Annotated in this window: 22 protein-coding genes and 1 tRNA gene; 11 read left to right on the top strand and 12 right to left on the bottom strand. The window is 61.7% G+C overall.

The window, feature by feature from the left end; genetic code table 11:
* Window positions 1-285: 285 nt before the first annotated feature.
* From BLR25_RS21245 to BLR25_RS08085, 5 genes are read left to right on the top strand one after another with little or no spacing between them, the layout of a single operon-like run.
* Window positions 286-3,132, top strand: coding sequence for a DUF6701 domain-containing protein (locus tag BLR25_RS21245; protein ID WP_176785804.1), 2,847 nt, complete (start codon window positions 286-288; stop codon window positions 3,130-3,132).
* On the top strand, window positions 3,113-3,571 hold the full coding sequence (locus BLR25_RS08100) for a GspH/FimT family pseudopilin (RefSeq protein WP_176785803.1): 459 nt from the start codon (window positions 3,113-3,115) through the stop codon (window positions 3,569-3,571). Before BLR25_RS21245 ends, BLR25_RS08100 begins: the two co-directional genes overlap by 20 nt.
* Window positions 3,489-4,052 carry a type IV pilus modification PilV family protein gene (locus BLR25_RS08095; protein WP_091936369.1) on the top strand — a complete coding sequence of 188 codons (564 nt, stop codon included), beginning with the start codon at window positions 3,489-3,491 and terminating at the stop codon, window positions 4,050-4,052. The genes BLR25_RS08100 and BLR25_RS08095 overlap by 83 nt, the downstream gene beginning before the upstream one ends.
* A complete protein-coding gene (locus BLR25_RS08090; protein ID WP_091936368.1) occupies window positions 4,049-4,939 on the top strand; it encodes a prepilin-type N-terminal cleavage/methylation domain-containing protein in 891 nt (296 codons plus the stop codon). The genes BLR25_RS08095 and BLR25_RS08090 overlap by 4 nt, the downstream gene beginning before the upstream one ends.
* Window positions 4,936-5,421, top strand: coding sequence for a hypothetical protein (locus BLR25_RS08085; RefSeq protein WP_091936367.1), 486 nt, complete (start codon window positions 4,936-4,938; stop codon window positions 5,419-5,421). Before BLR25_RS08090 ends, BLR25_RS08085 begins: the two co-directional genes overlap by 4 nt.
* Before the next feature lie 24 nt (window positions 5,422-5,445).
* On the opposite strand, the gene BLR25_RS08080 is transcribed toward BLR25_RS08085, so the two are convergent.
* The 3 genes from BLR25_RS08080 to tfpB all read right to left on the bottom strand — a co-directional run bounded on the left by BLR25_RS08080 (window position 5,446) and on the right by tfpB (window position 9,304).
* Complete coding sequence (locus BLR25_RS08080) at window positions 5,446-6,441, bottom strand: sensor domain-containing diguanylate cyclase (protein WP_091936366.1); 996 nt, start codon at window positions 6,439-6,441, stop codon at window positions 5,446-5,448.
* Window positions 6,442-6,517: 76 nt separating this feature from the next.
* Window positions 6,518-7,483 (bottom strand): MBL fold metallo-hydrolase, encoded by a 966-nt coding sequence (locus tag BLR25_RS08075; RefSeq protein WP_091936364.1) that lies wholly within the window; start codon window positions 7,481-7,483, stop codon window positions 6,518-6,520.
* Window positions 7,484-7,510: 27 nt separating this feature from the next.
* Window positions 7,511-9,304: a type IV pilus assembly ATPase TfpB gene (gene tfpB / locus BLR25_RS08070; protein ID WP_091936361.1), complete on the bottom strand. Its 1,794-nt coding sequence runs from the start codon at window positions 9,302-9,304 to the stop codon at window positions 7,511-7,513.
* A 203-nt stretch (window positions 9,305-9,507) separates the two neighbouring features.
* On the opposite strand from tfpB, the gene BLR25_RS08065 reads away from it, so the two are divergent.
* From BLR25_RS08065 to BLR25_RS08055, 3 genes are read left to right on the top strand one after another with little or no spacing between them, the layout of a single operon-like run.
* Window positions 9,508-9,822, top strand: coding sequence for a hypothetical protein (locus tag BLR25_RS08065; protein ID WP_091936359.1), 315 nt, complete (start codon window positions 9,508-9,510; stop codon window positions 9,820-9,822).
* A 28-nt stretch (window positions 9,823-9,850) separates the two neighbouring features.
* Complete coding sequence (locus tag BLR25_RS08060; protein WP_091936357.1) at window positions 9,851-10,933, top strand: lactate/malate family dehydrogenase; 1,083 nt, start codon at window positions 9,851-9,853, stop codon at window positions 10,931-10,933.
* Window positions 10,926-11,402 (top strand): hypothetical protein, encoded by a 477-nt coding sequence (locus BLR25_RS08055; protein WP_091936354.1) that lies wholly within the window; start codon window positions 10,926-10,928, stop codon window positions 11,400-11,402. The genes BLR25_RS08060 and BLR25_RS08055 overlap by 8 nt, the downstream gene beginning before the upstream one ends.
* Here BLR25_RS08055 and BLR25_RS08050 read toward each other — a convergent pair whose 3' ends face one another.
* Window positions 11,403-11,891: a DNA-deoxyinosine glycosylase gene (locus BLR25_RS08050; protein WP_091936572.1), complete on the bottom strand. Its 489-nt coding sequence runs from the start codon at window positions 11,889-11,891 to the stop codon at window positions 11,403-11,405.
* Window positions 11,892-11,940: 49 nt separating this feature from the next.
* A complete protein-coding gene (htpG, locus tag BLR25_RS08045) occupies window positions 11,941-13,851 on the bottom strand; it encodes a molecular chaperone HtpG (RefSeq protein WP_091936352.1) in 1,911 nt (636 codons plus the stop codon).
* A 188-nt stretch (window positions 13,852-14,039) separates the two neighbouring features.
* Here htpG and gnd point away from each other — a divergent pair, with 188 nt between their 5' ends.
* Window positions 14,040-15,512 carry a decarboxylating NADP(+)-dependent phosphogluconate dehydrogenase gene (gene gnd / locus BLR25_RS08040; RefSeq protein WP_091936350.1) on the top strand — a complete coding sequence of 491 codons (1,473 nt, stop codon included), beginning with the start codon at window positions 14,040-14,042 and terminating at the stop codon, window positions 15,510-15,512.
* Between the two features lie 63 nt (window positions 15,513-15,575).
* On the opposite strand, the gene BLR25_RS08035 is transcribed toward gnd, so the two are convergent.
* From BLR25_RS08035 to greB, 3 genes are all read right to left on the bottom strand, one after another.
* A complete protein-coding gene (locus tag BLR25_RS08035) occupies window positions 15,576-16,607 on the bottom strand; it encodes an NAD(P)-dependent oxidoreductase (protein WP_091936348.1) in 1,032 nt (343 codons plus the stop codon).
* 39 nt (window positions 16,608-16,646) lie between these two features.
* Window positions 16,647-18,248: a gluconokinase gene (locus BLR25_RS08030; RefSeq protein WP_091936345.1), complete on the bottom strand. Its 1,602-nt coding sequence runs from the start codon at window positions 18,246-18,248 to the stop codon at window positions 16,647-16,649.
* A gap of 87 nt (window positions 18,249-18,335) precedes the next feature.
* Window positions 18,336-18,896 carry a transcription elongation factor GreB gene (gene greB / locus BLR25_RS08025; protein ID WP_091936343.1) on the bottom strand — a complete coding sequence of 187 codons (561 nt, stop codon included), beginning with the start codon at window positions 18,894-18,896 and terminating at the stop codon, window positions 18,336-18,338.
* 442 nt (window positions 18,897-19,338) lie between these two features.
* On the opposite strand from greB, the gene BLR25_RS08020 reads away from it, so the two are divergent.
* Window positions 19,339-19,554, top strand: coding sequence for a YdcH family protein (locus tag BLR25_RS08020; RefSeq protein ID WP_091936341.1), 216 nt, complete (start codon window positions 19,339-19,341; stop codon window positions 19,552-19,554).
* A 114-nt stretch (window positions 19,555-19,668) separates the two neighbouring features.
* On the opposite strand, the gene BLR25_RS08015 is transcribed toward BLR25_RS08020, so the two are convergent.
* From BLR25_RS08015 to BLR25_RS08005, 3 genes are all read right to left on the bottom strand, one after another.
* Entirely contained in the window at window positions 19,669-20,679 is a 1,011-nt protein-coding gene (locus tag BLR25_RS08015) for an inorganic phosphate transporter (RefSeq protein ID WP_091936339.1), read from the bottom strand.
* Window positions 20,680-20,692: 13 nt separating this feature from the next.
* Window positions 20,693-21,331: a DUF47 domain-containing protein gene (locus BLR25_RS08010; RefSeq protein ID WP_091936336.1), complete on the bottom strand. Its 639-nt coding sequence runs from the start codon at window positions 21,329-21,331 to the stop codon at window positions 20,693-20,695.
* Window positions 21,332-21,542: 211 nt separating this feature from the next.
* Window positions 21,543-21,630: transfer RNA gene (locus BLR25_RS08005), tRNA-Ser, on the bottom strand.
* 36 nt (window positions 21,631-21,666) lie between these two features.
* On the opposite strand from BLR25_RS08005, the gene mltF reads away from it, so the two are divergent.
* Window positions 21,667-23,079, top strand: coding sequence for a membrane-bound lytic murein transglycosylase MltF (mltF, locus tag BLR25_RS08000; RefSeq protein ID WP_091936334.1), 1,413 nt, complete (start codon window positions 21,667-21,669; stop codon window positions 23,077-23,079).
* Here mltF and serS read toward each other — a convergent pair.
* A complete protein-coding gene (gene serS / locus BLR25_RS07995; RefSeq protein WP_091936333.1) occupies window positions 23,021-24,301 on the bottom strand; it encodes a serine--tRNA ligase in 1,281 nt (426 codons plus the stop codon). The genes mltF and serS overlap by 59 nt on opposite strands.

The raw sequence follows: 24,301 nt of genomic DNA, 5'->3' as shown, positions 1-24,301 counted from the left end.
ACGACTCTCCGCCGCAGGCCACGGCGCCGCCCGGCCGTTCGCCGCCGGTCAGCCGACATCGACTAAATCTTCCTGAGCGCCGCGCAGGACGTGCGTGCAAAAACGCAGCCCCTCAGCCTGACGCATGTGTAATGACCCAGTGCGTCATGCCCGACGCATATTCATCGCGACGAGGGACACGCGTGCGCCAAATGAAAGCACATTCAGCAGAAGGCGATCCACACCTCCGATGTGACTTTATTAACAGTCTAAGTTTTCTGGGAATGATAGCTTGCCCTCCCTATCATGACCATGATCTTTCGTATCTCTCGGCCGATGTCGATGGGCTGCTCGGCCCGGCTTGCGCAGTTTGGCATCCCATTGCTGACAGCGACACTCGTGACGCTCGCTGTCGGAGGGGTTGGTTTGCCTGCGTCAGCCTGGGCGACGTCCTGTCTGGTTCCGATCACGATCAATGACGTCCTGACGCCAATCATCGCAGGAAGCGGCGGATTAAGCATTTCCGAAAACGACAACACGGTCAGCACCAATGGCACCAGTTACTCGAAGATTACGAAAGGAAACGGAGGATCACTCGATGCCGTTAACGCCAGTGTGCAAACCGGCACCCTGACCTTGCCGCTGTTTTCTCCCAGTACATTTCCGAATACCGGCAACACAAATGTCTCACTATCTTCGGGGCAGTCGCTACCTGCTGGCTCGTACGACACGGTCACACTGAGCAATGGTGGCAACTACACATTTGGCACCGGCACCTATTACATCAACGCATTAAAAATAAACAGCAACACCACAACGCTCACGCTCGGCGCTGGCGACTATTTCATCCGGCATTTCGACTCGGGCCAGGGAAATAACGACGTTACGATCAGGACGAACGGCGTAACGCGACTCTTCATCGGTTCCAGCCTTGCCGTCCATGACGCGTTTGATTTCAACAGCGCCGGCGCCACCGCCAATCTCCAGCTCTACCTTTACGCCGGCGCCACCGCCTTTTTCCACGACAGAGGTATCTTCAACGGCCTGATCTACGCGCCCAACGCTGCTTCATGTTCCGACAATGACACTTCCAACAACTGCATTTTTTTTCATGACAACAGCACCATCACGGGTGCTATTCTCAGTGGAAGCACAGTCTTTCTCCACAACTCGAATGACATCAATTTCAGCAGCGCTGTCCGATCGGCGATCGGCGGCATAGCGATCCCTGGATGTATCCAATACACCCCCGATCACTACGAACTCTCACTCCCTTCGGTGGGCATCGCCTGCGAGAAATCGCCGATCAAGGTGACTGCCTGCGCAAGCGCTACCGCGCCTTGCATATTCGCTTTCACGGCTGTCAACGGTTCCAGCGTGAGAGTGACGACGACCGCGGGCACACTTGGCGCGACATCACTCACTTTCGACGCCAACGGCAGTGCCAGTACAACGCTCAGTTATCCAACGGCTACGGACGACACCACCGCCAAAGTATCCCTGATGGACGTCACAGAAACCGTCAAATGCTGCCAGGACGAAAGCACCTGTTCCACCGCCAGCAGTTGCTATGAAATTCTCAAGACCTCAGGTTTCATTATTTCGTCCACGCCCGGCGGGATGGCAACAACATTGCCGGCAATCAAAGCGGGTTGCGCTGGTCACGAAACCAACACGAACTATTATCTTCGCGCCGTACAGAACGGTTCAACCGATGGCACTTGCAAAGCTGCGCTGACCGGACAAAGCAACGTTGACTTTGGGTATCAATGTAATAATCCGACAACGTGTAGTCTGACCAACGCGATGGTTCTGAACGGCGACGCTATTGCCGGCAACGAAAATGGCTTAACAGCCAAAGCCACGACAAAAACTCTGAATTTCGACGCCAATGGCAACGCACAGATCACCTTCAATTACTACGCTGATGCCGGACAAGTCAGCCTGTTTGCAAAGACATCATCGCTTTCGGGGAAGAGCAATCCCTTCGTCGTCGCACCAGACAACTTCGCCCTCACCGACCTCCCACCGGCACCGCTGGTCGCTGGCGATCCGTTCAATGTCACCGTCACCGCGCAAAACGCCTGTAACACGGTGACACCGAATTTCGGCAAAGAGACAAGCGCGGCAACCGCAACGCTGACGTCGAGCAATCCATTGCCAGCACAGGGTAATGCCGCAGCAATCAGCACCACGCTCTCCGGCTTTAACAGCGGTGGCGCCAGCACGAACGCGATCTGGCAAGAGGTCGGCACCGTCGACCTGACAGCGACAACTACCGCCTATCTCGGCTCGGTGCTTAACGTCAGCGGCACTAAGGCTAATGTCGGGGGCTTCAAGCCGGCCTATTTCGACGTCGCCCCGATCGTCCCGGCCTGCGGCACCGCCTTCACCTATTCCGGCCAGGCAATTCAATCCGTCACAGTCACGGCTAGGGAACGCCAAGGAAAGACCACCGGAAACTATGGCGGAGACTGGGCCAAGGCTGTCACTCTGTCCGATACCAGCGACTCGACCCAACACCTGATCAACAACACCATTGCGGCAGCCGCCATCGCCGGAGGCGTCGCCACCCTCAAGCCGACCTATACCTTCGCCGACAAGCTCAGTGCGCCGGCAAACATCGGCCTGCGCGCAATCGACACAGACGGCGTGACCTCAAGCGACCACACCGAGGCAACGACCAAGATCCGCAGCGGCCGCCTCGTACTATTCAGCGCGCTCGGGTCGAACAAGACCGATCTGAATATGCCGCTCCAGACGCAATACTGGAGCGGCAAGTCCTGGGTGATCAACAGCGACGACAGTTGCACCGCGCTGCCAAGCGGGGCTTTCGCGCTCTCGGGCGGTCTGGCGGCAAATACCAACGTCCTGTCCGCGGTCACCTTCTTCGGGGGCAATGCCAACATCACATTGAGCGCCCCCAATGACGGAAAGGCCGGCAGTGTCGATGTCGCGGTCAATCTCGGCAGTTCGGGCAACGACGTTTCCTGCCTCAACAACCATGGCGGCACCGGTGCCGCGATGCCCTGGCTGCGTTCGCGCAACGGCGACTGCGCCAATAGCTACGACCGCGACCCCTGGGCCCGTGCAACCTTCGGCGTGTATGCGCCGGAAACGCGGAGAATCATCTATGTTCACGACGCCTTCTGAACGGCGACTGGCGCGCGGTTTCACGCTGGTCGAACTCGTTTCGGTCATCACCGTGCTCGGCATCCTCGCCGCCGTCGCCATACCGCGCATGGAAACCGAGACCTTTCAACAGGCGGCATTCCACACCCGTGTTCTTGCGGCCTTGCGCTACGCCCAGAAAACGGCAGTCAGTCACCGGCGACCGGTATGTGTCACTTTTCCCGGTTTGCATAGTGTGTCGCTCAACATCGACGTCGCTGCAAATGACGATTGCAAAACCATACTCCTGATCCCGAGCGCAAACAGCAACCAGATCGCCAGTGGCGCTGCGACAGCGCTGTTTTCAGAAATACCGGAATCGTTCACATTCGCTGCCAATGGCACAACGAGCAATCGGACGATTGATTTCGTCGGTGGCGCACGCATTACCATCGTCGGAGCAACGGGCGGTGTGTTCTAAGACAACACGTGGGTTCACGCTAATCGAGATGGTGATTGCCATTGTCATCATCAGCATCGGCTTTGCCGGCGTGCTGATGGCCATCAACAGCACGGTACGCAACAGCGCCGATCCGCTCGTGCGCAAGCAGATGCTGGCAATTGCCGAGGAAATGCTCGAGGAGGTGCTGATCAAGCCTTTTGCGGTTTCCGGTGACGCGCCGGTAAATGTTGCCAAGGCTTGCGGCGTGTCTCCCCCCCCCTCCCGCACCACGTTCGACGACATCAAGGACTACAACAACTACCAGACCGTTGGCATCTGCGATGTTGATGGGCAGCCTGTCACCGGGCTTGTTAACTACAATGTCCATGTCACCGTGATCGATAACGCGCTCGGCGACATCACAACACAAAGTGGCGCCGCCGCGCAGGTGGTCGTCTCAGTCGTTCATGGCACTGAGCACATTCTGCTCAGCGGTTGGCGAACCAACTACGCGCAATGAACCCGCTCAGCCCCCATTGTCTCGATGCGCACCGCTTCGGCCGCGCCAGGCCGAAAGGCTTCACGCTGGTCGAGATCGTCGTTGTCATCGTACTGACCGGTATCCTGGCCAGTTCGCTGACAATGTTTCTGAAACCTGCGACCGACGCCTATGCCAGCGTCGGCAACCGCGCTGCGCTCACCGACGCCGCCGATACCGCCTTGCGGCGCATGGCCGACGACATCCGCCGCGCCGTCCCCAATTCTATCCGTTCGGTCAGCGCCAACTGTTTCCAGTTGGTTCCGATTCAGGTTGGCGGACGCTATCGTACGGGTCCGGACCGCGCCAGCGACGTCACGTCCTGTACGCCGACAACCTGCAGTGCACCGCTTGATACGACGCAGGCGAGCGACGCTTTCGACATCCTCTCCGACTTGCCGAGACAACCTGCAAAGAACGACTGGGTCGTCGTCAACAATCAGAACGCCGATGATGTTTACGCAGGCACCAACCGCGCTCAGATCGCTGCCATCACTCAGGCCTCGCCAAACGGCGCACCACGGGTTGGCGACGGCACGGTTCGCCTGACCGTCACGCCGAAGCAATTCCCCTCCGGCTACGATGGCGGACGCTTTTTTACAGTGGCCGACGCCGAGCAGACGGTCTTCTATAACTGCATCGGTAGGACGCTCTATCGAACCGTAGCCACTTTCGACACGGGTACGACAAATAGCTGCCCTACGGATGGCGCCGTCGTCGCCACGAACGTGAGCAACTGCACTTTCGTCTATAGCCCGAGCACCGGCATGACATCGCAGAATGGTCTGCTCTGGATGCGGCTGGAACTCGGCCTCGACGGTGAAAGCGTGGCGCTGAACTACGGCGTACACGTGGATAACGTGCCATGAGCGCCGCCACCCGCACAAACCAACGCGGTTTCGGCGCCATCATGGCGATCGTCGTGCTGGTTATCCTGGCGCTGTTCGGCGCAGCAATGGTCACTGTCGGTTCGGTGCAGCAAGTGACGTCAGCCCAAGACCTGCTCGCTGCCAACGCCTGGCAGGCAGCGCGCGCCGGCAACGAATGGGGGCTGTACAAAGCCCGCAAAAAATCGGACTGGACGGCGAATATTGGGGAGAACTGCGATACCGGAACACGTAAGGCGGAACTCGACCTCACCGCCCAAACCGGTTTCCGGGTCACGGTGACCTGCACGCCTTCGCAACTTTACAAGGAAGGCGAAACCGTTCCCGGCGTCGACAAAACCGTTCGCATCTACACCATTCTCGCTGTTGCATGCAATGCCGCCGCTTGCCCGGACACAAGTGCTACCGCGGCCAATCCCGGCTACGTCGAACGCTCCCGCCGGGTGCAGGTTACCGACAACTGAAGCGCGGGCGCACGACCTCCACCCTCACCCCCCCAGCCGCGCATACGCCGCCTTCTTCGCCGCATACATGCGTCGGTCGGCGGACTCGATCAAGCTGTCGAGCGAGCCGCCGTCGTCGGGATAAACGGCGATACCGACACTGCCACGCAAGGAGAACCGGCGCTCCTCGAAAAAGAAGGGGGCTGCCGTCTCCCGGTCGAAGCGTTCCAGAAACACCCGTGGCCCAACCGGCAGGTCTATCGGCGTCAGGATCATGGCGAACTCGTCGCCACCAATCCGGGCAACGGTGTCCGATTGACGCGACACCCGCTTGATCCGCGCCGCGAATTCGCGGATCACTGCATCGCCAGAGCGATGTCCGAAGGTGTCATTGACCTGCTTGAGACCGTCCATGTCGATCACCGCCACTGCAGCCTTGCCCCGCTCACGCTGGCAACGGGTCAAGACATTGCGCAGGCGATCCATGAACAGCGAGCGGTTGGCGAGATCGGTCAGACCATCGTGCGTCGCCTTGTAGAACAGGTCCTTGCCGCCGAACTCGACGGCAAAATGAATCGACGCGCCGATCACCTCCGAAAGCAGTTCGAGCAGTGCCCGGTCGCGACGCCCGAAACCGCTCACTCGCGTCGACATCGCCTTGAGAATTCCGACCGTGCGCTCGTGATACTTGAGCGGCACGACGACCATCGAACGCAGGCCGATGGTGCGGCACGCCCGACGATTCACACGCGGATCACGTTCGCTGTCGGCACAATAGAGCGTTTCGCCGAGTTCGACGCACTGACCGGAGATACTGTCGGACTGCTTGAGGCGAAGTCCCAGGTACTTTTTGGCAATGCCGGAAGTCGCGCGATAGACCATGTCGCCGTCCTCGGCGAGCTCGATCGCCGCCCCCTCGGCCTTGGTAAAGGCGATGACCCGGTCAACGACGTGCGTCATCACCTCCCCCAGATCCAGCCCGATCCTGGCCAGTTCGCTCTGGAAGTGAATGATATCGAGAAGTTGTGCTCTGGTCGGCATCCTTAGCTCTGTCGCGGAACGGCCCGCTCTCCAACACTCACTCTAGTGCAAGGCTTCATTCTGTACACCCTGACGCTCACGCGCTCAGCGGCAAGAAATCGTAGCCATCGCCGCGTCGTACCAGGGTCCCGATCGCCGCTCCCGGCAGATGATAACCGGCCAGCAACAAGCGTTGCGCCAGCACCTGTTCGGCAAGACGCCGACGCGTCGCCCGCGCCACCTCGGCATCGAGATCGAAGGCCACCGACCAGTCAGGGTGACGCACGAACAGCGCGGCGACATTGGTGTTGTCGCCCCAGAGCATCAACTTCCGATCGCCGCCAGCGACAATGAACGCGGTATGTCCCGGCGTATGCCCATGGGCAGCGACCGAAGCGACCCCTGGCAGCACTTCGGATCCCGGCTCGAAACGCACGACATTCGCGGCCATCGGCCCAAACACGCGACGCGGCGCCGCATACGCGCCCTGCATCGCCGCCGGCGCCGCCGCCATGCGTGCGTCATCCATCCACCAGGCCCATTCCGGCGCCGGCACGAACACCTTCGCGTTCGGATACACCAGCTGCCCAGCCTTGTTGCGCAAACCGTTGATGTGATCTCCATGAAAATGCGAAATAACGACCGCCGTCACCGACGCCGGATCGATCCCGGCGCGCGTCATGTTTTCCAGCACCTTGCCGGCGGTCGCCGCGCCGAACTCGCCGTTGCCGGTATCGAAGAGCACGCGCTGACCGCCGATATCGACGAGCTGCACCGTATAGGGAATCGCCAGACGATCGGTCGGTAAACCGGCCTCGGCCAGCGCCGCCTGCACCTCGCTGAGCGCGGCGTTACGCACAAACGCGGCATCGACGGCGCGGCTACCGTAGCCATCCGAAATCGCCGTCACCGTCACACCGCCACCCAGATCGACGCGCGCCACCCCCGGCACGAGCGACTGCGCCCGCGGCACCGTTCCGGCGCATGCGCTCAAGCCGCCCAGCATGCTGCCACCGACCAGCGCAGCGCCGGCCACCAGGAAATCGCGACGTGACAATTGCATTTTTCGCCCCTATGACAAAGATATCGATTACGACCGCTCGGACGGCGGCGCCACTTTGAAAACCTCGGCCAGTGTCGTGATACCGGCGGCGACTTTCATCGCCCCGGCGATACGCAAGGGCTTCATGCCTTCACGATAGGCCTGATCGCGAATCTTCGGGAGATCGGCGCCCTCGCCAATCGCCTGCTTGATTTCCGACGACATCGTCAGGATCTCGTACAGGCCGATGCGCCCGCGATAGCCGGTCATGCGACAGTCGAGACAGCCGACCGGATGGAAGAACTGTGTCGGACGATTGGCTTTCCACGGCGCGACGAGACGATCCCAGAGCAGTTCGTCCTCGGCCGTCGCCGCCGCGGCCCGCTTGCAACTCGGACAGAGCACACGCACCAGGCGCTGGGCCATGACACCGAGCACGGTGGCACCGAGCAGGTACGAGGGTACGCCGAGATCGAGCAGGCGCGTCACCGCCGACGGCGCATCGTTGGTGTGCAAGGTCGACAGCACGAGATGCCCGGTCAATGCCGCCTGGATGGCAACTTCGGCCGTCTCGAGATCGCGCACCTCGCCGACCATGATGATGTCGGGATCCTGGCGCATCAGCGCGCGCACTCCCTCGGCAAACCCGAGATCGATCGCCGTCTGCACCTGCATCTGGTTGAACGCGGGCTCGACCATCTCGATCGGGTCTTCGATCGTGCACACATTGACCGCTGTCGTCGCCAGTTGCTTGAGCGTCGAATAGAGCGTCGTCGTCTTGCCGGAACCCGTCGGCCCGGTCACGAAGATGATGCCATTCGGATTTTCCGTCATCGTCCGCCAGCGGCCGAGTTCGTCGTCGCCGAAACCGAGTTCGCCGAAGCTGCGCACCAGCACTTCAGGGTCGAAGATCCGCATCACCAGCTTCTCGCCAAAAGCCGTCGGCAGCGTCGACAGGCGCAACTCGGCTTCCTGCCCGTCGGCCGTCCGCGTCTTGATGCGTCCGTCCTGCGGGCGGCGTTTCTCGACGAGATCCATGCGACCGAGGATCTTGATGCGGCTGACCATCGCAGCCATGACGCTCATCGGGATCTGGTAAACCTGATGCAGCACGCCGTCGATGCGGAAGCGGACGATGCCCATCTCCCGCCGCGGTTCGATGTGGATGTCGCTGGCGCGTTGCTCGAAGGCATACTGCCAGAGCCAGTCGACGATATTGACGATGTGCTGGTCGTTGGCGTCGAACTGCCGGTTGGTGCGTCCCAGTTCGACGAGTTGCTCGAACGACGACAGGCCACCGCTCTGGCCACCGGTCTGCGCCGCCTTCTTGACCGAACGCGCAAGGTTGTAGAACTCGACGAGATAGCGCGCGACATCGGCCGGGCTCGCCAGGACGCGCCGGATGCGCTTCTTGACGATGGCGCCGATCTCCTTCTCCCAATCGCGCAGGAAGGGCTCGATCGTCGCCACGACGACCTCACCAGCACTGACCTCGACCGGCAGGATACCGAAGCGCGTGGCATATGCGCTCGACATCACATCGGTGACCGCGGTGAAATCGATCTTGAGCGGGTCGATGTGGATGTACTCGAGATCAACCCGGCTTGCCAGCCACTCGCCAAGTTCGTCGATCGTCAGCGGCCGGTGCGGTGGCCGACGCGACTTCCATTTCTGCTCGGCAACGACCAGCAAGGGATGCGCCGACTGGCGCTTGAGGCGGCTCTCGGCGATCAGCGCATCGGCATCGCGCTGTTCCACCAGCCCATCCGCCACCAGCATGCCGAGCAACTCGGCAACGGTGAGACGGTGGTCGGGTGTCGACGCGTCGACTTTCTTGATCATGACGAACTATCCAGCGCGATGATATCCGAGAACTATACCCGACAAGGCGCAAACGGCTCAATGCCCGCAAGCGTCTGGCTTCGCCCGGCGACAGGGTGTCACGCATTGTTGCATTATTGCGCTTGTATTTATATGCCATTTCCGTTCACACTAAGCGACTCGCGACGACCGCCTAATTTCTGACCTATTCCAGGAGCCCCCCGATGAAAAACGCACTGCCTGTTCTTGCCTCGATTGCTGCCCTGCTCGCCGTTCCGGCCATGGCACAGCAAGGACCGGCGGGCGTTCCGGGCGCACCGTTGATCGGCGCCTCGATCGCGCCACCGCCGGCGCCGGTCAAGGACAGCAAACCGCCGCAGCCGCGCAAGCGCGCCGGCGCCGATTGCACCAAGGCCAAGGATGTCGAACTGTGCAAAGCCCGACAGGAAGCCCGCCGGCAGGCGCGCGACGCCTGCAAGCCGCTGACAGGCGCCGAACGCCGCCAATGCCTCGACGAAAAACTCCCGAAGGGCAAGTAAGGCAAAGCACCAGACCAGGTTTCCCGGAATGGATATTTCCGTCATCGGCGCCAGCGGCAGCTGCGGCCGCGAAATCGTCACCCAGCTTGTCAGCGCCCGCGTTCTCGGACGCGGCGAACTGCTGCAACTGATCGGCGGCAATCCCGGCACGCGCAGGCCAAGTTACCTGCATGGCCTGCGCGCCGACCTGCAGGACGCCTATGCCGAGAACATCGCCGAGATCGACGTCTCCGACGATGCCGACGAAATCGTCGGCGACATTGTCGTCATGGCGGCAGGAACGACCTTCCCCACCGATGCCGGCAACATTGGCAAGCTGCAGAGCCGCGACGACCTCGGGCGCGCCAACGCCATTCTCTTCGAGCATTTCGCCCGCGCCGTTGCGCGCCATCGCGCCAGCAACCCGCCCGTCGTCATCGTCGTCAGCAATCCGGTCGAACTGGGCGTCCACATCTTTGCGCGCCACCTCCCGCGCGAGTACGTGCTTGGCATGGGCGCGTTCAGCGACTCGCAGCGTTTCCGCTGGGAAATCGCCAGTCAGCTCGGCATCGGCCGCCAGCGCGTCCATGCGGCGATGGGCGGCGAACACGGCCTCGGCATGGTGCCGCTGTGGTCGACGGTACGCATCCAGGGGCTGCGCGGCACCGAACTCGACGCCGCCATTCGCCGCATGCGCGCCGGCACGCATACGGCTGATTTCTCGGCGCGGCTGATGGCCGAACACGCGGCGCTGATCGCCGAGATGGGCGCCGATCCGATCCACGGCCCGGTCAGGGCGCTTGAGCGCGTCTCGCGCCTGCCACCGGACCTGCGCGTCGCACTGAAACCTTTCCCGATCCACTACTCGCAGGCCAAGACCGTCTCGGCGACGGCCAACGCCACCGTCGAACTCGTCAAGGCACTCTGCGAAGGCCGCGCCGTCGGCATCTGCGCCCAGTACGAACACCGCGGTGAAATGGGCATCGACGGTCCGATCGGCAACCGCCTGATCCTCGAAGGCGCCGTCACCCGCATCGTTCCCGGCGACGACCTGAGTGACGAGGAAATCGCTCAGCTGCAGGCCTGCGCCGGGCGCTGCCGCGCCAAGCTCAAGGAGTGGATCGGTGACTGAGGCCAGCGTCAGAAAAAGCGCTTTTCCGCTCCACGTCATCGTCATCGGCCTGCACGATCGGCCCGGCGCCGCGCACAGCGTCGCCGACGTCTTTTCGGCGCGCGGCCTGCAGATGGAGGCATTCCAGGGAACCTCGGACAGCCTCAGCCCGGACGGGCACGCCACCCTGCTGATCCTTTTCCGTGCCACACCCGAACGCGCCGCCCTCGTCACCCGCGTGCTGCGGCGCCTCTCCAGCGTGCGCGATGCCGAACTGATCGACGCCGGCGATCCGCGCCTGCGGCTGTCGGTCCTCGTCGCAGCAGGTCCGACACCGCCCGCATCGGTTCATCTCGTCAGCATCGACGCGCAGACCGCGCTGGCGATCGGCATGCCGGGCGACTTGCTCGCCTGGTTGCAGTCGGAGAACGCCCCCGTCCGTTTCGGCGCCGTGCGTCTCGACGTGATCGAGCGCAGTCCCGGGATCTGATCAGGACAAGGCGGCGCGCCAGGCGTCGAGCTTGCGCTCGAACGCCAGCGTGTAGGCCGGACTGGTCGATGGCAGCACCCGGGTTTCATAGCCGAGCGCGGCAAAATGCCGCTCGAATTTCGCCGCCGTCTTGCCGTTGAAACAGACACGGCGCAAGCGCGGCGCCTCGACGGCGAGGCGCGAAAAATCGTTGGCTTCGGCGGCCTCGATGGCGGAATCGAGCGCGCCTTCGCGTTGGCAGCCACGATACACATCCCAGACGCCGACACGATGACGCAACAGGCTCACGACCCTGTCGGCATAGTCGAGCTCGACGAGCGGCACCGCGAGCACCGCCGCCATGATCCGCCAGAACTGGTTCTGCGGATGGGCGTAGTAACCCTGCGCTGCCAGCGACACCGGCGACGGAAAGCTGCCGAGCACCAGCGTCTCGACGCCGGCATCGAGGATCGGCGAAAAACCTTCCAGGCGCGCGGAATCGGTTGGCATGAGATGGGCGCCGGAGGAGGCCTGCGCCTCCTGCCGGCGCAAACCACGCTTACTTGGCCGACAACGCCATCATCAGGTCGTTGATACGACGGACGAAGCCAGCCGGGTCGTCGAGCGTACCGCCCTCGGCCAGCATCGCCTGCTCGAGCAGCAGTGCCGCCCAGTCGTCGAAGCGCGTCTCTTCGTACTTGAGGCGCATGACGGCCGGATGCTTCGGGTTGATCTCGAGGATCGGCTTCATTTCCGGCGCTTTCTGCCCGGCCGCCTTGAGGATGCGCGCCAGGTTGCCGCCCATGTCGTTCTCGTCGGCAACGACGCAGGACGGCGAATCGGTCAGGCGGTGCGTCACGCGCACGTCCTTGACCTTCTCGCCCAGCGCCGTCTTGATCTTCTCGATCAGTTCCTTGTACTCGTCGGCGGCCTGCTCGGCTTCCTTCTTCTCGGCCTCGTCCTCGAGCTTGCCGAGATCGAGCCCGCCCTTGGCGACGGACTGCAGCGACTTGCCGTCGAACTCGGTCAGGTAGCCGATCACCCACTCATCGACGCGATCGGACAGCAGCAGCACTTCGATGCCCTTCTTGCGGAAGATTTCGAGATGCGGGCTGTTCTTGGCGGCCGTGAAGGTTTCGGCGGTGACGTAGTAGATCTTCTCCTGGCCTTCCTTCATGCGCGACACATAATCGGCGAGCGAGACCGTCTCGTCCGGCGTATCCGACTGCGTCGAGGCAAAACGCAGCAGCTTGGCGATGCGATCCTTGTTGGCGAAGTCCTCGCCGACGCCTTCCTTGAGCACGCGGCCAAATTCCTTCCAGAAGTTCGCGTACTTTTCCTTCTCGGCGGCGTCCTCGCTGTCGGCCAGGCTTTCGAGCATCGACAGCACCTTCTTGACGCAACCGCCGCGGATCGTCTCGATGTCCTTCGATTCCTGCAGGATTTCACGCGAGACGTTGAGCGGCAGGTCGTTCGAATCGACGACGCCGCGGACGAAGCGCAAGTACACCGGCATCAGCTTCTCGGCATCGTCCATGATGAAGACGCGGCGCACATACAGCTTGATGCCGTGACGCGCGTTGCGATCCCAGAGATCGAAGGGCGCGCGCTGCGGGATGTAGAGCAGCTGCGTGTATTCCTGCTTGCCCTCGACCTTGGCGTGCACGTAGGCAAGCGGGTCCTCGAAGTCGTGCGCGACGTGCTTGTAGAACTCCTTGTACTCCTCGTCGCCGATCTCCGATTTCGGCCGCGCCCACAGCGCCGAGGCTTTGTTGACCGACTCGTCCTCGTCGGTTTCGACTTGCGCTTTCTTCTCTTCGTCCCAGGATTCCTTCTTCATGACGATCGGCAGCGTGATGTGGTCCGAATACTTGCGGATCGTCTGGCGCAGCTTCCAGCTCGACAGGAATTCGTCCTCGCCGTCGCGCAGATGCAGGATCACGTCGGTGCCACGACCGGCCTTGTCGACCATCTCGACCGAGAAATCGCCCTCACCGGCCGACTCCCAGCACACTGCCTGATTCGCTTCCAGGCCGGCACGGCGCGAGACGACGGTAACCTTGTCGGCGATGATGAAGGACGAATAGAAACCGACGCCGAACTGGCCGATCAGATGCGCATCCTTGGCCTGGTCGCCGGTCAGTGCCGAGAAAAACTCGCGCGTCCCCGACTTGGCGATGGTACCGAGATGCTCGATCGCCTCTTCGCGCGACAGGCCGATGCCGTTGTCGGAAATGGTGATCGTGCGCGCATCCTTGTCGAAACTGACGCGGATCTTGAGTTCGGCATCGTCGCCGTACAGCGCAGAATTGTTCAAGGCCTCGAAACGCAGCTTGTCGCAGGCGTCGGAGGCGTTCGAGATCAGCTCGCGCAGGAAGATTTCCTTGTTGCTGTAGAGCGAGTGGATCATCAGATTCAGCAGTTGCTTGACTTCGGCCTGAAAGCCCAGGGTTTCCTTGGGTGCACTCATGAGAGACTCCGTAAATACGTTGTTCTTCGGATGGATAAGACGGTGCCGGAACGTTTTCTCCAATCCGGCGACAAAGGCCTATCTGGGGACGCTCGTGCCGTTTTCAAGACCGAAAGAAACTCTGGTCAGGCCAATCTGCGTTATCCTTATGCAATAACCCCCGTAACGAACCACCGCGAGAGGAATAGATGGAAAACAAGGCAGACATCGCATTGATCGGCCTGGCCGTGATGGGCCAGAACCTGATTCTGAACATGGACGACCACGGCTTTACCGTCGTCGCCTACAACCGCTCGACCGACAAGGTCGACCAGTTCCTCGCCAACGAAGCCAAAGGCACCAAGATTCAAGGCGCCCACTCGATCGCCGAGATGGTCGCCAAGCTCAAGAAGCCACGCCGCGTCATGATGCTGGTCAAAGCCGGCGCGCCGGTCGACGAGTTCATCGACCAGCTGATCCCGCACCTTGAAGCCGGCGACATCATCATCGACGGCGGCAATTCCCTCTTCGACGACACCAACCGTCGCCAGAAATACGTCGAAAGCAAGGGCCTGCTCTACATCGGCACCGGCGTCTCCGGCGGCGAAGAAGGCGCCCGCCACGGCCCGAGCATCATGCCCGGCGGCTCGCCGGCGGCCTGGCCCCACGTCAAGGACATCTTCCAGGCGGTCTCGGCCAAGGTCGAAGGCAAGGTGCCGTGCTGCGACTGGGTCGGCGAAATGGGTGCCGGCCACTACGTCAAGATGGTGCACAACGGCATCGAATACGGCGACATGCAGCTGATCTGCGAAGCCTACAACATCATGAAGAACGGCCTCGGCATGAGCGCCGACGAGATGCACACGGTCTTCGCCGACTGGAACACCGGCGCGCTCGACAGCTACCTCGTCGAAATCAGCCGCGACATCCTGGCCAAGAAGGATGAGGACGGCGCACCGCTCGTCGACAAGATCCTCGACACGGCCGGCCAGAAGGGCACCGGCAAGTGGACCGTCATCAATTCGCAGGACCTCGGCATTCCGATCACGCTGATGGCCGAAGCCGTCTATTCGCGCTGCGTCTCGGCGCTCAAGGACGAACGCGTCATCGCCGCGCAGAGCCTGACCGGCCCGAACCCGCTGCTCGCCGACATCGCCGCCGACCCGGCCAAGAAAGCCGCTTTCGTCGAGGACATCCGCCAGGCGCTCTACGCCTCCAAGATCATCAGTTACGCCCAGGGCTACATGCTGATGCGCGCGGCCGCCAAGGATTACGGCTGGAACCTCAACTACGGCGGCATCGCGCTGATGTGGCGCGGCGGCTGCATCATCCGCTCGCGTTTCCTCGGCAAGATCAAGGAAGCCTTCGACAAGAAGCCGGACCTCTCCAACCTGCTGCTCGACGAGTACTTCCGCGGCGAGATCCACGCCTCGCAGGCCAGTTGGCGCAAAGTCGTCGCCGCCGCCGCACTGAACGGCATCCCGGCCCCGGCTTTCAGCACCGCGCTGGCCTTCTACGACCAGTACCGCAACGCCGTGCTGCCGGCCAACCTGCTGCAGGCGCAACGCGACTACTTCGGCGCACACACCTACGAGCGCACCGACAAGCCGCGCGGCCAGTTCTTCCACACCAACTGGACCGGCAAGGGCGGCAACACCGTCTCGGGCACGTACAACGTTTAAACACGCGGCCGTCCAAACAAAAATGGCGTGGAGCGATCCACGCCATTTTTCATTGCGGCGCCACTACCGACGGAAGCGGGTAATGCGCGATGCAGCGAGATCGATGTCGCGATTGGCCAGCACCTCGGGATAACTTTTCTCGACGAAAACGCGGCGCATGTCGTCGACCATGGTCTGCCCCATGCCGCGCAGCGACACCACCGAATAGCCGCCGAGATGCGGCGTGACGATGACGTTCGGCGTCGATAGCAGCACGTGATCGGCACCGATCGGCTCGCCCTCGACCACGTCGGTGGCATAACCGCCGAGTTTGCCCGAACTGAGCGCGGCCACCAGCGCCTCCTGCTTGAACAGCTCGCCGCGGCAGGTATTGACGATGATCGTCCCGGCATTCATCGCAGCGAACTGCTCGGCGCCGAACATGCGCGAGGTCTCGGGCGTCAGCGGGCAATGCAGCGTGAGGATGGCGCTGCGCGCCAGGAGCTCGTCGAAACTGACCTTGGTCGCGTGACGCGCCGCCACTTCCTGCGCATCGACGTAGGGATCGTAGGCAATGACATTGGCCCGATAACCGAGCGAGAGGATGCGGGCGACGGTGCTGCCGATCGCGCCGATGCCGACGATGCCGATGGTGGCACCACAGAAGTCGACACCGAGCGAGAGCTTGGCCCGCCGCGCCCACTGCCCGGCCTTGACGATCGTCGCGCCCTCGACGATCCGGCGCGCCGAGGCATCCATCAGACCGAGCGCCATCTGCGCCACCGACTCGCGCTCGACCTGCGGCCCGACGCGCGACACGGCGATACCGAGCTCGGTGCAGGTCGGCAGATCGACGTTGTCGCAGCCGACGCCGTGCCGGGCGAGCAATTGCAACTTCGGCAGCCCCAGCAGGACCTCGCGCGAATATTTCGGCGTGACGCTGGCGATGATGCCATCGACATCGGCGAGCTTTTCATGGAACAGCGAGGCCGGCGCGTCATTGGGAAGTTCAACGCGGCGCAACTCGGCGAACGCCTCCAGCGCACGCAAATGCTCGGGGAAGGAGATTCCAAAAGAACTTGAATTGACAATGGCGATCTGCATCTTGGTGCTCATGGCATATTTCCGCTTTGGGGTTGAAGTGGGATGACAGTGCTATTTTGATTGAGTCGCAAGCTTGCTCGGGTCAGGCGCAGGTTTGCCCGGTTCGGACGCGACTTTGCGCTTGGCCCGCTTGGACAGCGAGATTTCCTTGCGCACCGGTTTGACCTTGAGGCGACGCAGCGGTGCGAGCCCCTGCCGCGCCAGCAGCGGCGTGCGCAAGGACTGCCGCATGGCGAAGTACCGTCCGGCGATTTCCTCGTAGATCGCGACGTTCTCGGCGATCGGCTCGATCACCCGCGTATCCTTCATCGCCCGCTGCGAGCTTTCAAGCAGCGCGTCGCTGCGCCCGTAACGGGCCAGATTGGCGGCACCGACGATACCCACCTCGGGATCGTGCGTCAGCCGGATCGGCAAATTGAGCGTATCGGCCATGATCTGCATCCACGGCAGATTCGACGTACCGCCGCCACCCAGTCGAAATTCGCGGATGCGACCGGAAGGATCGAGCTTCTGCTTGACGAAGAGATACGAGAACGCGACGCCCTCGAGGAAAGAACGCGCCAGATCGTCACGCGAGGTCGCGACACCGAGACCGAAGACCATGCCGGTGCCGATATTGCCGATCATCTTGTCGCGCTCGCCGGCAAAATACGGGAAGGTCATGACGCCGTGCGAGCCGGGCACCGACAGGGCCTGGCCTTTGAGGTAATCGAGTTCGAGACCGAGCAGGTTGAGCAGCAGGTTGCTGGCGATCGTGCAGTTGTTGATGCCCGACCCGGTGAAGAAAAATCCCGGCGTCAGCAGACAGCTCTGGATACCGCCGCCTTCGAGATCCTCGACCGGCGAGGCGGTCGGCACGCGGAACATGCCCGACGTGCCAAAATTGCCGACACCGATGTCGGGCGAGAACCCGGTCAGCACGGCGGCCAGCGCCGCACCGTCGTACAGCCCCGCCGAAATCTGCGTCCCCGGACGCAGGCCAAGCCGCTGACAGACAGCTGGGCGCAGCGGCACCTTTTCGCTGAAACCATCGAGCACGCGCGGGAAAGCGCCAGCATCGAAACCGGTGGCGCGAATGATCGCCTCGTCCCAGCGCCCATTGATGTCGAGGCAACCGAGCGAATTGGCGGTACTGTAATCGGTGAAGTACTCGCCGGTCAGGAGGTGCATCAGGAAGGCCTTCGAATCGAGCACATGCGCCGTCCGACCCGGCAGGCCGGGATCGCGCGCGGCGAGGAAATGGAGACGATTCGACGGGTACTGGAAGATCGGCGGACAACCGGTGCGCAGATACATCTGATCGGCATTGCCGATCGCCTTGAGGAATTTCGGATGGTGCGCCTGTGCCTGCGTATCGACGAAGGTCGAGATCGCCGTCAGCGGCCGATCGTCCGCATCGACGAGCACCAGACCGAACTGGTACGAGGTCAGCGCGAGTCCATCGACGTCGGCACCGCGATCGCCGATCGCGCGCTCGCAGACCTCGAACAAGGCGGCTTCGAGCTTGGCCGGATCATGCTCGGCGCGTCCGGACGTATCGCCCTCGATCTTGGTACCGACGTTGCACGGCGCGCTGACGATGCGCCCGTCCTCATCGACCAATGCCGCCTTGATATTGGTCGTCCCGACATCCACCGACAGAATCAGACCCATTGCCTCTCCCCGTCCTGAACATTAAGCGATTAAACCGCCGACCGCACGCTTGTGTCCAGCCTCCTGCGCCAGTTTGTCCGGGAAATGTTATGCCTCGATCCGCCGATATTCGATCGTCACGACCTCCACCTCGCGCCAGCCGGCCGGACTCTGGAAACGTACCGGATCGCCCTCGCGGGCGCGCAGCAAGGCGCGCGCCAATGGCGACACCCAACTGATCCGGTTACGTGCAAAATCGGTCTCATCGACACCGACAATCTGATAGGTCTGCTCGTTCCCCGCCTCGTCGCAAATCGTCACGGTCGCACCGAAAAATACCTGCTCGGGATTCCCCGGCCGCTCCGGATCGACCACTTCGGCGAGATCGAGACGACGGGTCAGGAAGCGGATGCGGCGGTCGATTTCACGCAAGCGCTTCTTGCCGTAGAGATAATCGCCGTTCTCCGAGCGGTCGCCGTTCGACGCCGCCCAATGCACCACTTCGACGATGTGCGGCCGCTCGACGCGCAACAAGTGGTCGAGCTCTTCCTTGATCCGGGCATAGCCTCCCGGCGTAATGTAGTTACGCGTCCCCTGCGGCAGCTTGAGCGAGGCGTCGAGTTCCTCGTCTTCCTCGTCTTCGGATTCGCGAACGAATGCCTTGTTCATGCACAAGTCCTCCTGAATCAATCGCAGATGCACTGGCGTTGCCATCGTGCCAACACTCTTCTCGGGAGATCGGCCGACAACAACTTCGACAGCCGCTTTTCACCTCGCATTTTATGCGCAATTTCCTGCGCCATCTTCATTGGGCGATCGTCCGGAAGCCTCTGCGCGAAAGACGTGGAGAATCCGCCACGCCTCCGGCAAAGTCTCCCTGCGAGGAATAAAGCCCACCATATTCAGGTGCACGCAAATGGCGTTGTGTTTTCTCGGCAGCGCGCCTACCATAGTCCCGGACGCGCCGTTGATTGACCGTGTTGCAATGCTCGGTCCCGACAAACCGAAGCCGACACCGAGTCAAACGCCGTCGCCCTTGGCAGGTTTTTTCTGAATGGCTGGCTCACGCCTAAACGTAAGTCGACATCAACCTAACGGAGGATTTTCACCCATGCTGACCGAGGAAGAAATCAACAATGCCCAAGCCACCCTGAACGAACTCCGGGTGGAGCACCGCGATCTCAACCTGATCGTCGAGCATTTGTCGGCGACCCCGATTCCCGAGCAGGATCAACTCCTCATCCACCGTTTGAAGAAGCGCAAACTCTCGCTCAAGGACAAAATCTATCAACTCGAACGGATGCTGGTTCCAGACGTCCGCGCCTGACGCTTGAACGACCCGGGGACAGCGCCCGGGGATTCACCACTCCCGGGACAAGAGAGCCCCGGGAAGCCACCACTCCCGGGCCTGCTGGCCTGGGAAGATGCATTTCTGTAGCAACTACAGGAATTGCACGCCGAGGTACCAGAACAGCGCCGAGATCAGCGCGCTGCAGGGAATCGTCAGCACCCACGCCCAGACGATCGTACCGGCAATCCCCCAGCGCACGGCCGAAAGCCGCTTGGTAGCGCCCACGCCAACGATGGCGCCGGTGATGGTATGCGTCGTCGAGACAGGAATACCGAGCGCCGTCGCGAAAAACAGCGTAGCCGCACCGCCGGTCTGCGCACAGAACCCTCCAACCGGCCGCAGTTTGGTGATCTTCTGCCCCATCAGCTTGATGATCCGCCAGCCGCCGAATACCGTGCCGATGCCGATCGCCGTATAGCACGAGATCACGACCCACAGCGGCGGCATCGCTGCGTGCGCATCGGTCACTCCGGCAGCGATCAGCAACATCCAGATGATGCCGATCGTCTTCTGTGCATCGTTGCCGCCGTGGCCAAGCGCATACGCCGATGCCGAAATGAGTTGCAAGCGCCGCGACCAGGTATCGACGCGGCGCGGCGTCGTGTGCCGGAAGGCCCAGGACACCAGGATCATCATCAACGAGCCGAGGACCATGCCGAGCAAGGGCGAAATGAGGATGAAGGAGACCACCTTGATGATGCCGGTCGAAATCAGCGACGAGGGACCGGCCTTGGCCAGCGCCGAACCGATCAGTCCACCGATCAGCGCGTGCGACGACGATGACGGAATGCCGTAGTACCAGGTGATGACGTTCCACGCGATGGCACCGACGAGCGCGCCAAACACGACGTGATAATCGATGGCGAAGAGTTCGATCGTGCCCTTGCCGACCGTTGCTGCCACCTTGAGTTCAAAGATGAAGATCGCCGCGACGTTGCAGACAGCCGCGAGAATCACCGCAGTGTGTGGCTTCAGGACCCGGGTTGAGACGACCGTGGCAATCGCATTGGCGGCATCATGAAACCCGTTCATGAAATCGAAGGCGAGCGCCAGAAAGACCAGGAAGGCCAGCACTCCCAGGCTGATATTCAGATGTTCCATGGAAGCGAACCGGTCAGGAGTTTTCGACGACGATACCTTCGATCAGGTTCGCCACATCTTCACAACGGTCGGTCACGGTTTCCAGGAGTTCGTAGATGGCCTTGTACTTGATCAGCTCACGAACATCCGGCTCCTCGCGGAACAGACGCGACATCGCGCCGCGCATCTCGCGATCGGCTTCGGTTTCGAGCTGATCGATCTCCCGGCAGAGCTTGAGGATTTCAGCAGCATTGTCCATCGACGGCAGCATCGCCACGGCCTTCTGGACAAACTCGGCGCTGGCCAGGATCAGTTCGCTGAGCCGGACCGACTCCACCGTGATGTGACGGATGTTGTACAGCGAAATGGTGTGCGCCGCATCCTGAATGAGATCGAGGATGCCGTCGAGGCCGGTAATCAGTTGGTGGATTTCTTCGCGATCAAGCGGTGTGATGAACGACTTGTGCAACTGCCGCATCGTTTCATGCTTGATCCGGTCGGCCTGGTCTTCCGCCTCGTCGATGATGTCACACTGTTTGGCGGCTTCTTCATCGGATTGGTTGAAGACGGTCAGCAGATTCACCAAGGTCCGGCTGCCGAGCACCACTTGCTCGGCATGCGCGTTGAAAAGTTCGAAAAACTTCCCCTCCTGGGGCATGAATCGTGCAAACATGTTTAATTTGGTCGCCGTAATAGATGGCCGGCATTCTACCATTGGCCTTGGCGAACGTCACAAGATTGCATCCGAAACATCACGACGGCGTCGAACCACCCCGAACGCGCTTCGCCTTATCCGGCAAAAAACGTGCGCCCACCGAAGGCTTGTGGCAAACTTCGCTCACAAAAACAAAGCCCTGACGCTTTGGTCAGGGCTTGATGTCCGGTGGCGGAGAGGGAGGGATTCGAACCCTCGGTACCTTGCAGTACGCCTGATTTCGAGTCAGGTACATTAGACCACTCTGCCACCTCTCCGTTAGGGGCAAGATTCTAACACAAGTATTTTGAACAATGCGCCTGCTTGTCGTTTTTTTAGTGCTTTTTCTGGCCGGTTGTGAAAACAGCGTGCCGCAACCCGTGGACAAGACGCGGGAGCTCGTGATCCTGACCCGAGTCGGGATCACGACCTACACGCGCGACGCCCCCGGCGAGGTGAGCGGCTTCGAACACGACCTGGCGCAGCGCTTCGCCACCGATATCGGCCTGCGCAGCCGCTTCGTCGTCGCCGGCAGTGACATGGATGTCAAGGAAAGACTCGAACGCGGCGAAGGCCACCTCGCCATTGCCTGGTCGGCGCCGGAAAATGAACTCGGCACCCACCACAGCCAGGCGTACGCCCAAAGCCGCGACGTCATCGTCACGCACGAGGCCTCATTGCCGATCACGCAACTCAAGCAGCTTGCCGGTCGCACGGTCCATGTCGTCGCCGGCTCGCGCCAGGAAACCGCCCTGCGCGCCGCCGGAAAGCGCGTGCATCGACTCACCGTCGTCCCGGTCGAGCATGCCACCGAACTCGAATTGATGGCGGGCGTTGCCGAACAGCGATACGAGATCGCACTGGTCAGCGAGGCAGCCTATGACATCGGCAGCAATTTCCACCCGGAGCTTCAAGATTCGCTGCAACTTGGGCCGGACCATCCGATCGTGTGGACCTACGCGAAAGAGATACCCCCGGACTTCATCGCCCGCGGCGACGACTTTCTCCGCCGCATGGAAGCAAGCGGTGAACTCGACCGGCTCAAGGATCGCTATTTCGGCCACGTCAACCGCCTTACCACCGATGACACGGCGATATTCATCGAACGCATGCGCAGCACGCTGCCGCTCTACAGACCGATGTTTCAGGAGGCACAAATCCGCACCGGCATCGACTGGCGCCTGCTGGCGGCGCTCGCCTATCAGGAATCGCGCTGGGATCCGCTGGCCACCAGTGCGACCGGCGTGCGCGGCATGATGATGCTGACGGCGGAGACTGCCGACCATCTGCGCGTCGGCAACCGGCTGAATGCGGCCCAGAGCGTCCGCGCCGGCGCGCAATACCTCGTCGAATTGCGCGATGCGCTGCCGGCCAGCGCGCGCGAACCCGACCGGACATGGCTCGCGCTCGCCGCCTATAACCTCGGCATGGGACACCTCAACGGCGCCCGCCACCTCGCACGAACGCTCGGCAAGAACCCGGACGCCTGGTATGAAATGAAGCAGGTGCTGCCCCTGCTGGCCAAGCCGCAGTATTACCGGCGGCTCAAGTCGGGCAAGGGGCGCGGCGGCGAAGCCGTCATCATGACCGAGAACATCCGCGTCTTCGCGGATATCCTCAAACGCTTCGAACCGCCGTATGAACCAATGAAACGAAAATCCGAAAAATTTATTTGGAAATCGTTTCAAGCCCCCCCAGATAGGGACGAAGCACCGGAGGCACCGTAACGCTACCATCGGCATTCTGGTAGTTTTCGAGAATCGCCACGAGCGTACGCCCGACCGCCAGACCCGAACCGTTCAAGGTATGGACGAGTTCGGTCTTGTTCTTCTCGTTGCGGCAACGCGCCTGCATGCGCCGCGCCTGGAAGGCCTCGAAATTCGAGCACGAGGAAATTTCCCGGTAGGTATTCTGCGCCGGCAACCAGACTTCAAGATCGTAGGTCTTGGCGGACGAGAACCCCATGTCGCCCGTGCACAGCGCCACGCGACGATACGGCAGACCCAGCTTTTCCAGAATGACTTCGGCATGACGCGTAAGCGCCTCGTGGGCCTCGTTCGACTTGTCGGCCGCAACGACCTGGACAAGCTCGACCTTGTCGAACTGGTGCTGACGGATCATGCCACGCGTATCCTTGCCGTAGGACCCGGCTTCCGAGCGGAAGCACGGCGTATGACAAACAAGCTTCAGCGGCAGCGCATCGTGCGCCAGGATTTCGTCGCGCACGAGGTTGGTCACCGGCACTTCGGCGGTCGGGATCAGGTACAGCGGCTCGGCGTCCGGGCGCAGGATCTTGAAGAGATCGGCCTCGAATTTCGGCAATTGCCCGGTCCCGAACATGCTCGCCGAATTGACGAGATAGGGGGTATAAACTTCGGTGTAGCCGTGTTCGGTGGTATGCACATCGAGCATGAACTGCGACAGCGCACGATGCAGGCGGGCAATCCCGGCCTTGAGCAGCGAGAAGCGCGCGCCGGAAATCTTGGCTGCCGCGGCGAAATCGATCTGCCCCAAGCCCTCGCCGATATCGACGTGATCCTTGACAGCAAAATCGAACTGACGCGGCGCCCCCCAGCGATGCACTTCGACATTATCGCCTTCCGACTTGCCGACCGGGACGCTTTCCTGCGGCAGGTTCGGGATCGTCGCCACGAATCCCTCAAGCTCCTTGAGCAATTCGCCCAGACGTGCCTCGTTGGCTTCCAGTTCGCTCTTGAGCGCGGCGACTTCGGCCATCACCGCCGAGGCGTCCTCGCCCTTGCTTTTGAGTTGGCCAACCTGCTTCGACAGGCTGTTGCGCGAGGCCTGAAGATCCTGAGTGCGCGTCTGCAGCGTCTTGCGCTCAGCCTCGAGCGTCTGGAAAGTGGCCGTATCGAGCGTATAGCCGCGCGTTGCAAGTCGTTCGCAGACCACATCGATTTGGGTCCGCAGCAATTGAATGTCGAGCAT

It is taken from the genome of Propionivibrio dicarboxylicus, assembly GCF_900099695.1.
Taxonomy (GTDB): domain Bacteria; phylum Pseudomonadota; class Gammaproteobacteria; order Burkholderiales; family Rhodocyclaceae; genus Propionivibrio; species Propionivibrio dicarboxylicus.
The sequence above is the reverse complement of the archived record's forward strand: the minus strand, read 5'-3'. Positions and strand labels throughout refer to the sequence as shown.

What these genes read in the sequence shown, in the direction of transcription:
- BLR25_RS08080 (WP_091936366.1), bottom strand. Translation starts at nt 6,441, where the DNA reads ATGCCGACCAGAGCACAACTTCTCGATATCATTCACTTCCAGAGCGAA.
- BLR25_RS08060 (WP_091936357.1), top strand. Translation starts at nt 9,851, where the DNA reads ATGGATATTTCCGTCATCGGCGCCAGCGGCAGCTGCGGCCGCGAAATC.
- BLR25_RS08010 (WP_091936336.1), bottom strand. Translation starts at nt 21,331, where the DNA reads ATGTTTGCACGATTCATGCCCCAGGAGGGGAAGTTTTTCGAACTTTTC.
- BLR25_RS08065 (WP_091936359.1), top strand. Translation starts at nt 9,508, where the DNA reads ATGAAAAACGCACTGCCTGTTCTTGCCTCGATTGCTGCCCTGCTCGCC.
- BLR25_RS08030 (WP_091936345.1), bottom strand. Translation starts at nt 18,248, where the DNA reads ATGGGTCTGATTCTGTCGGTGGATGTCGGGACGACCAATATCAAGGCG.
- htpG (WP_091936352.1), bottom strand. Translation starts at nt 13,851, where the DNA reads ATGAGTGCACCCAAGGAAACCCTGGGCTTTCAGGCCGAAGTCAAGCAA.
- BLR25_RS08095 (WP_091936369.1), top strand. Translation starts at nt 3,489, where the DNA reads ATGGCACAACGAGCAATCGGACGATTGATTTCGTCGGTGGCGCACGCA.
- tfpB (WP_091936361.1), bottom strand. Translation starts at nt 9,304, where the DNA reads ATGATCAAGAAAGTCGACGCGTCGACACCCGACCACCGTCTCACCGTT.
- BLR25_RS08085 (WP_091936367.1), top strand. Translation starts at nt 4,936, where the DNA reads ATGAGCGCCGCCACCCGCACAAACCAACGCGGTTTCGGCGCCATCATG.
- serS (WP_091936333.1), bottom strand. Translation starts at nt 24,301, where the DNA reads ATGCTCGACATTCAATTGCTGCGGACCCAAATCGATGTGGTCTGCGAA.
- BLR25_RS08020 (WP_091936341.1), top strand. Translation starts at nt 19,339, where the DNA reads ATGCTGACCGAGGAAGAAATCAACAATGCCCAAGCCACCCTGAACGAA.
- BLR25_RS08075 (WP_091936364.1), bottom strand. Translation starts at nt 7,483, where the DNA reads ATGCAATTGTCACGTCGCGATTTCCTGGTGGCCGGCGCTGCGCTGGTC.
- greB (WP_091936343.1), bottom strand. Translation starts at nt 18,896, where the DNA reads ATGAACAAGGCATTCGTTCGCGAATCCGAAGACGAGGAAGACGAGGAA.
- gnd (WP_091936350.1), top strand. Translation starts at nt 14,040, where the DNA reads ATGGAAAACAAGGCAGACATCGCATTGATCGGCCTGGCCGTGATGGGC.
- BLR25_RS08015 (WP_091936339.1), bottom strand. Translation starts at nt 20,679, where the DNA reads ATGGAACATCTGAATATCAGCCTGGGAGTGCTGGCCTTCCTGGTCTTT.
- mltF (WP_091936334.1), top strand. Translation starts at nt 21,667, where the DNA reads ATGCGCCTGCTTGTCGTTTTTTTAGTGCTTTTTCTGGCCGGTTGTGAA.
- BLR25_RS08050 (WP_091936572.1), bottom strand. Translation starts at nt 11,891, where the DNA reads ATGCCAACCGATTCCGCGCGCCTGGAAGGTTTTTCGCCGATCCTCGAT.
- BLR25_RS08035 (WP_091936348.1), bottom strand. Translation starts at nt 16,607, where the DNA reads ATGAGCACCAAGATGCAGATCGCCATTGTCAATTCAAGTTCTTTTGGA.
- BLR25_RS08090 (WP_091936368.1), top strand. Translation starts at nt 4,049, where the DNA reads ATGAACCCGCTCAGCCCCCATTGTCTCGATGCGCACCGCTTCGGCCGC.
- BLR25_RS08100 (WP_176785803.1), top strand. Translation starts at nt 3,113, where the DNA reads ATGTTCACGACGCCTTCTGAACGGCGACTGGCGCGCGGTTTCACGCTG.
- BLR25_RS21245 (WP_176785804.1), top strand. Translation starts at nt 286, where the DNA reads ATGACCATGATCTTTCGTATCTCTCGGCCGATGTCGATGGGCTGCTCG.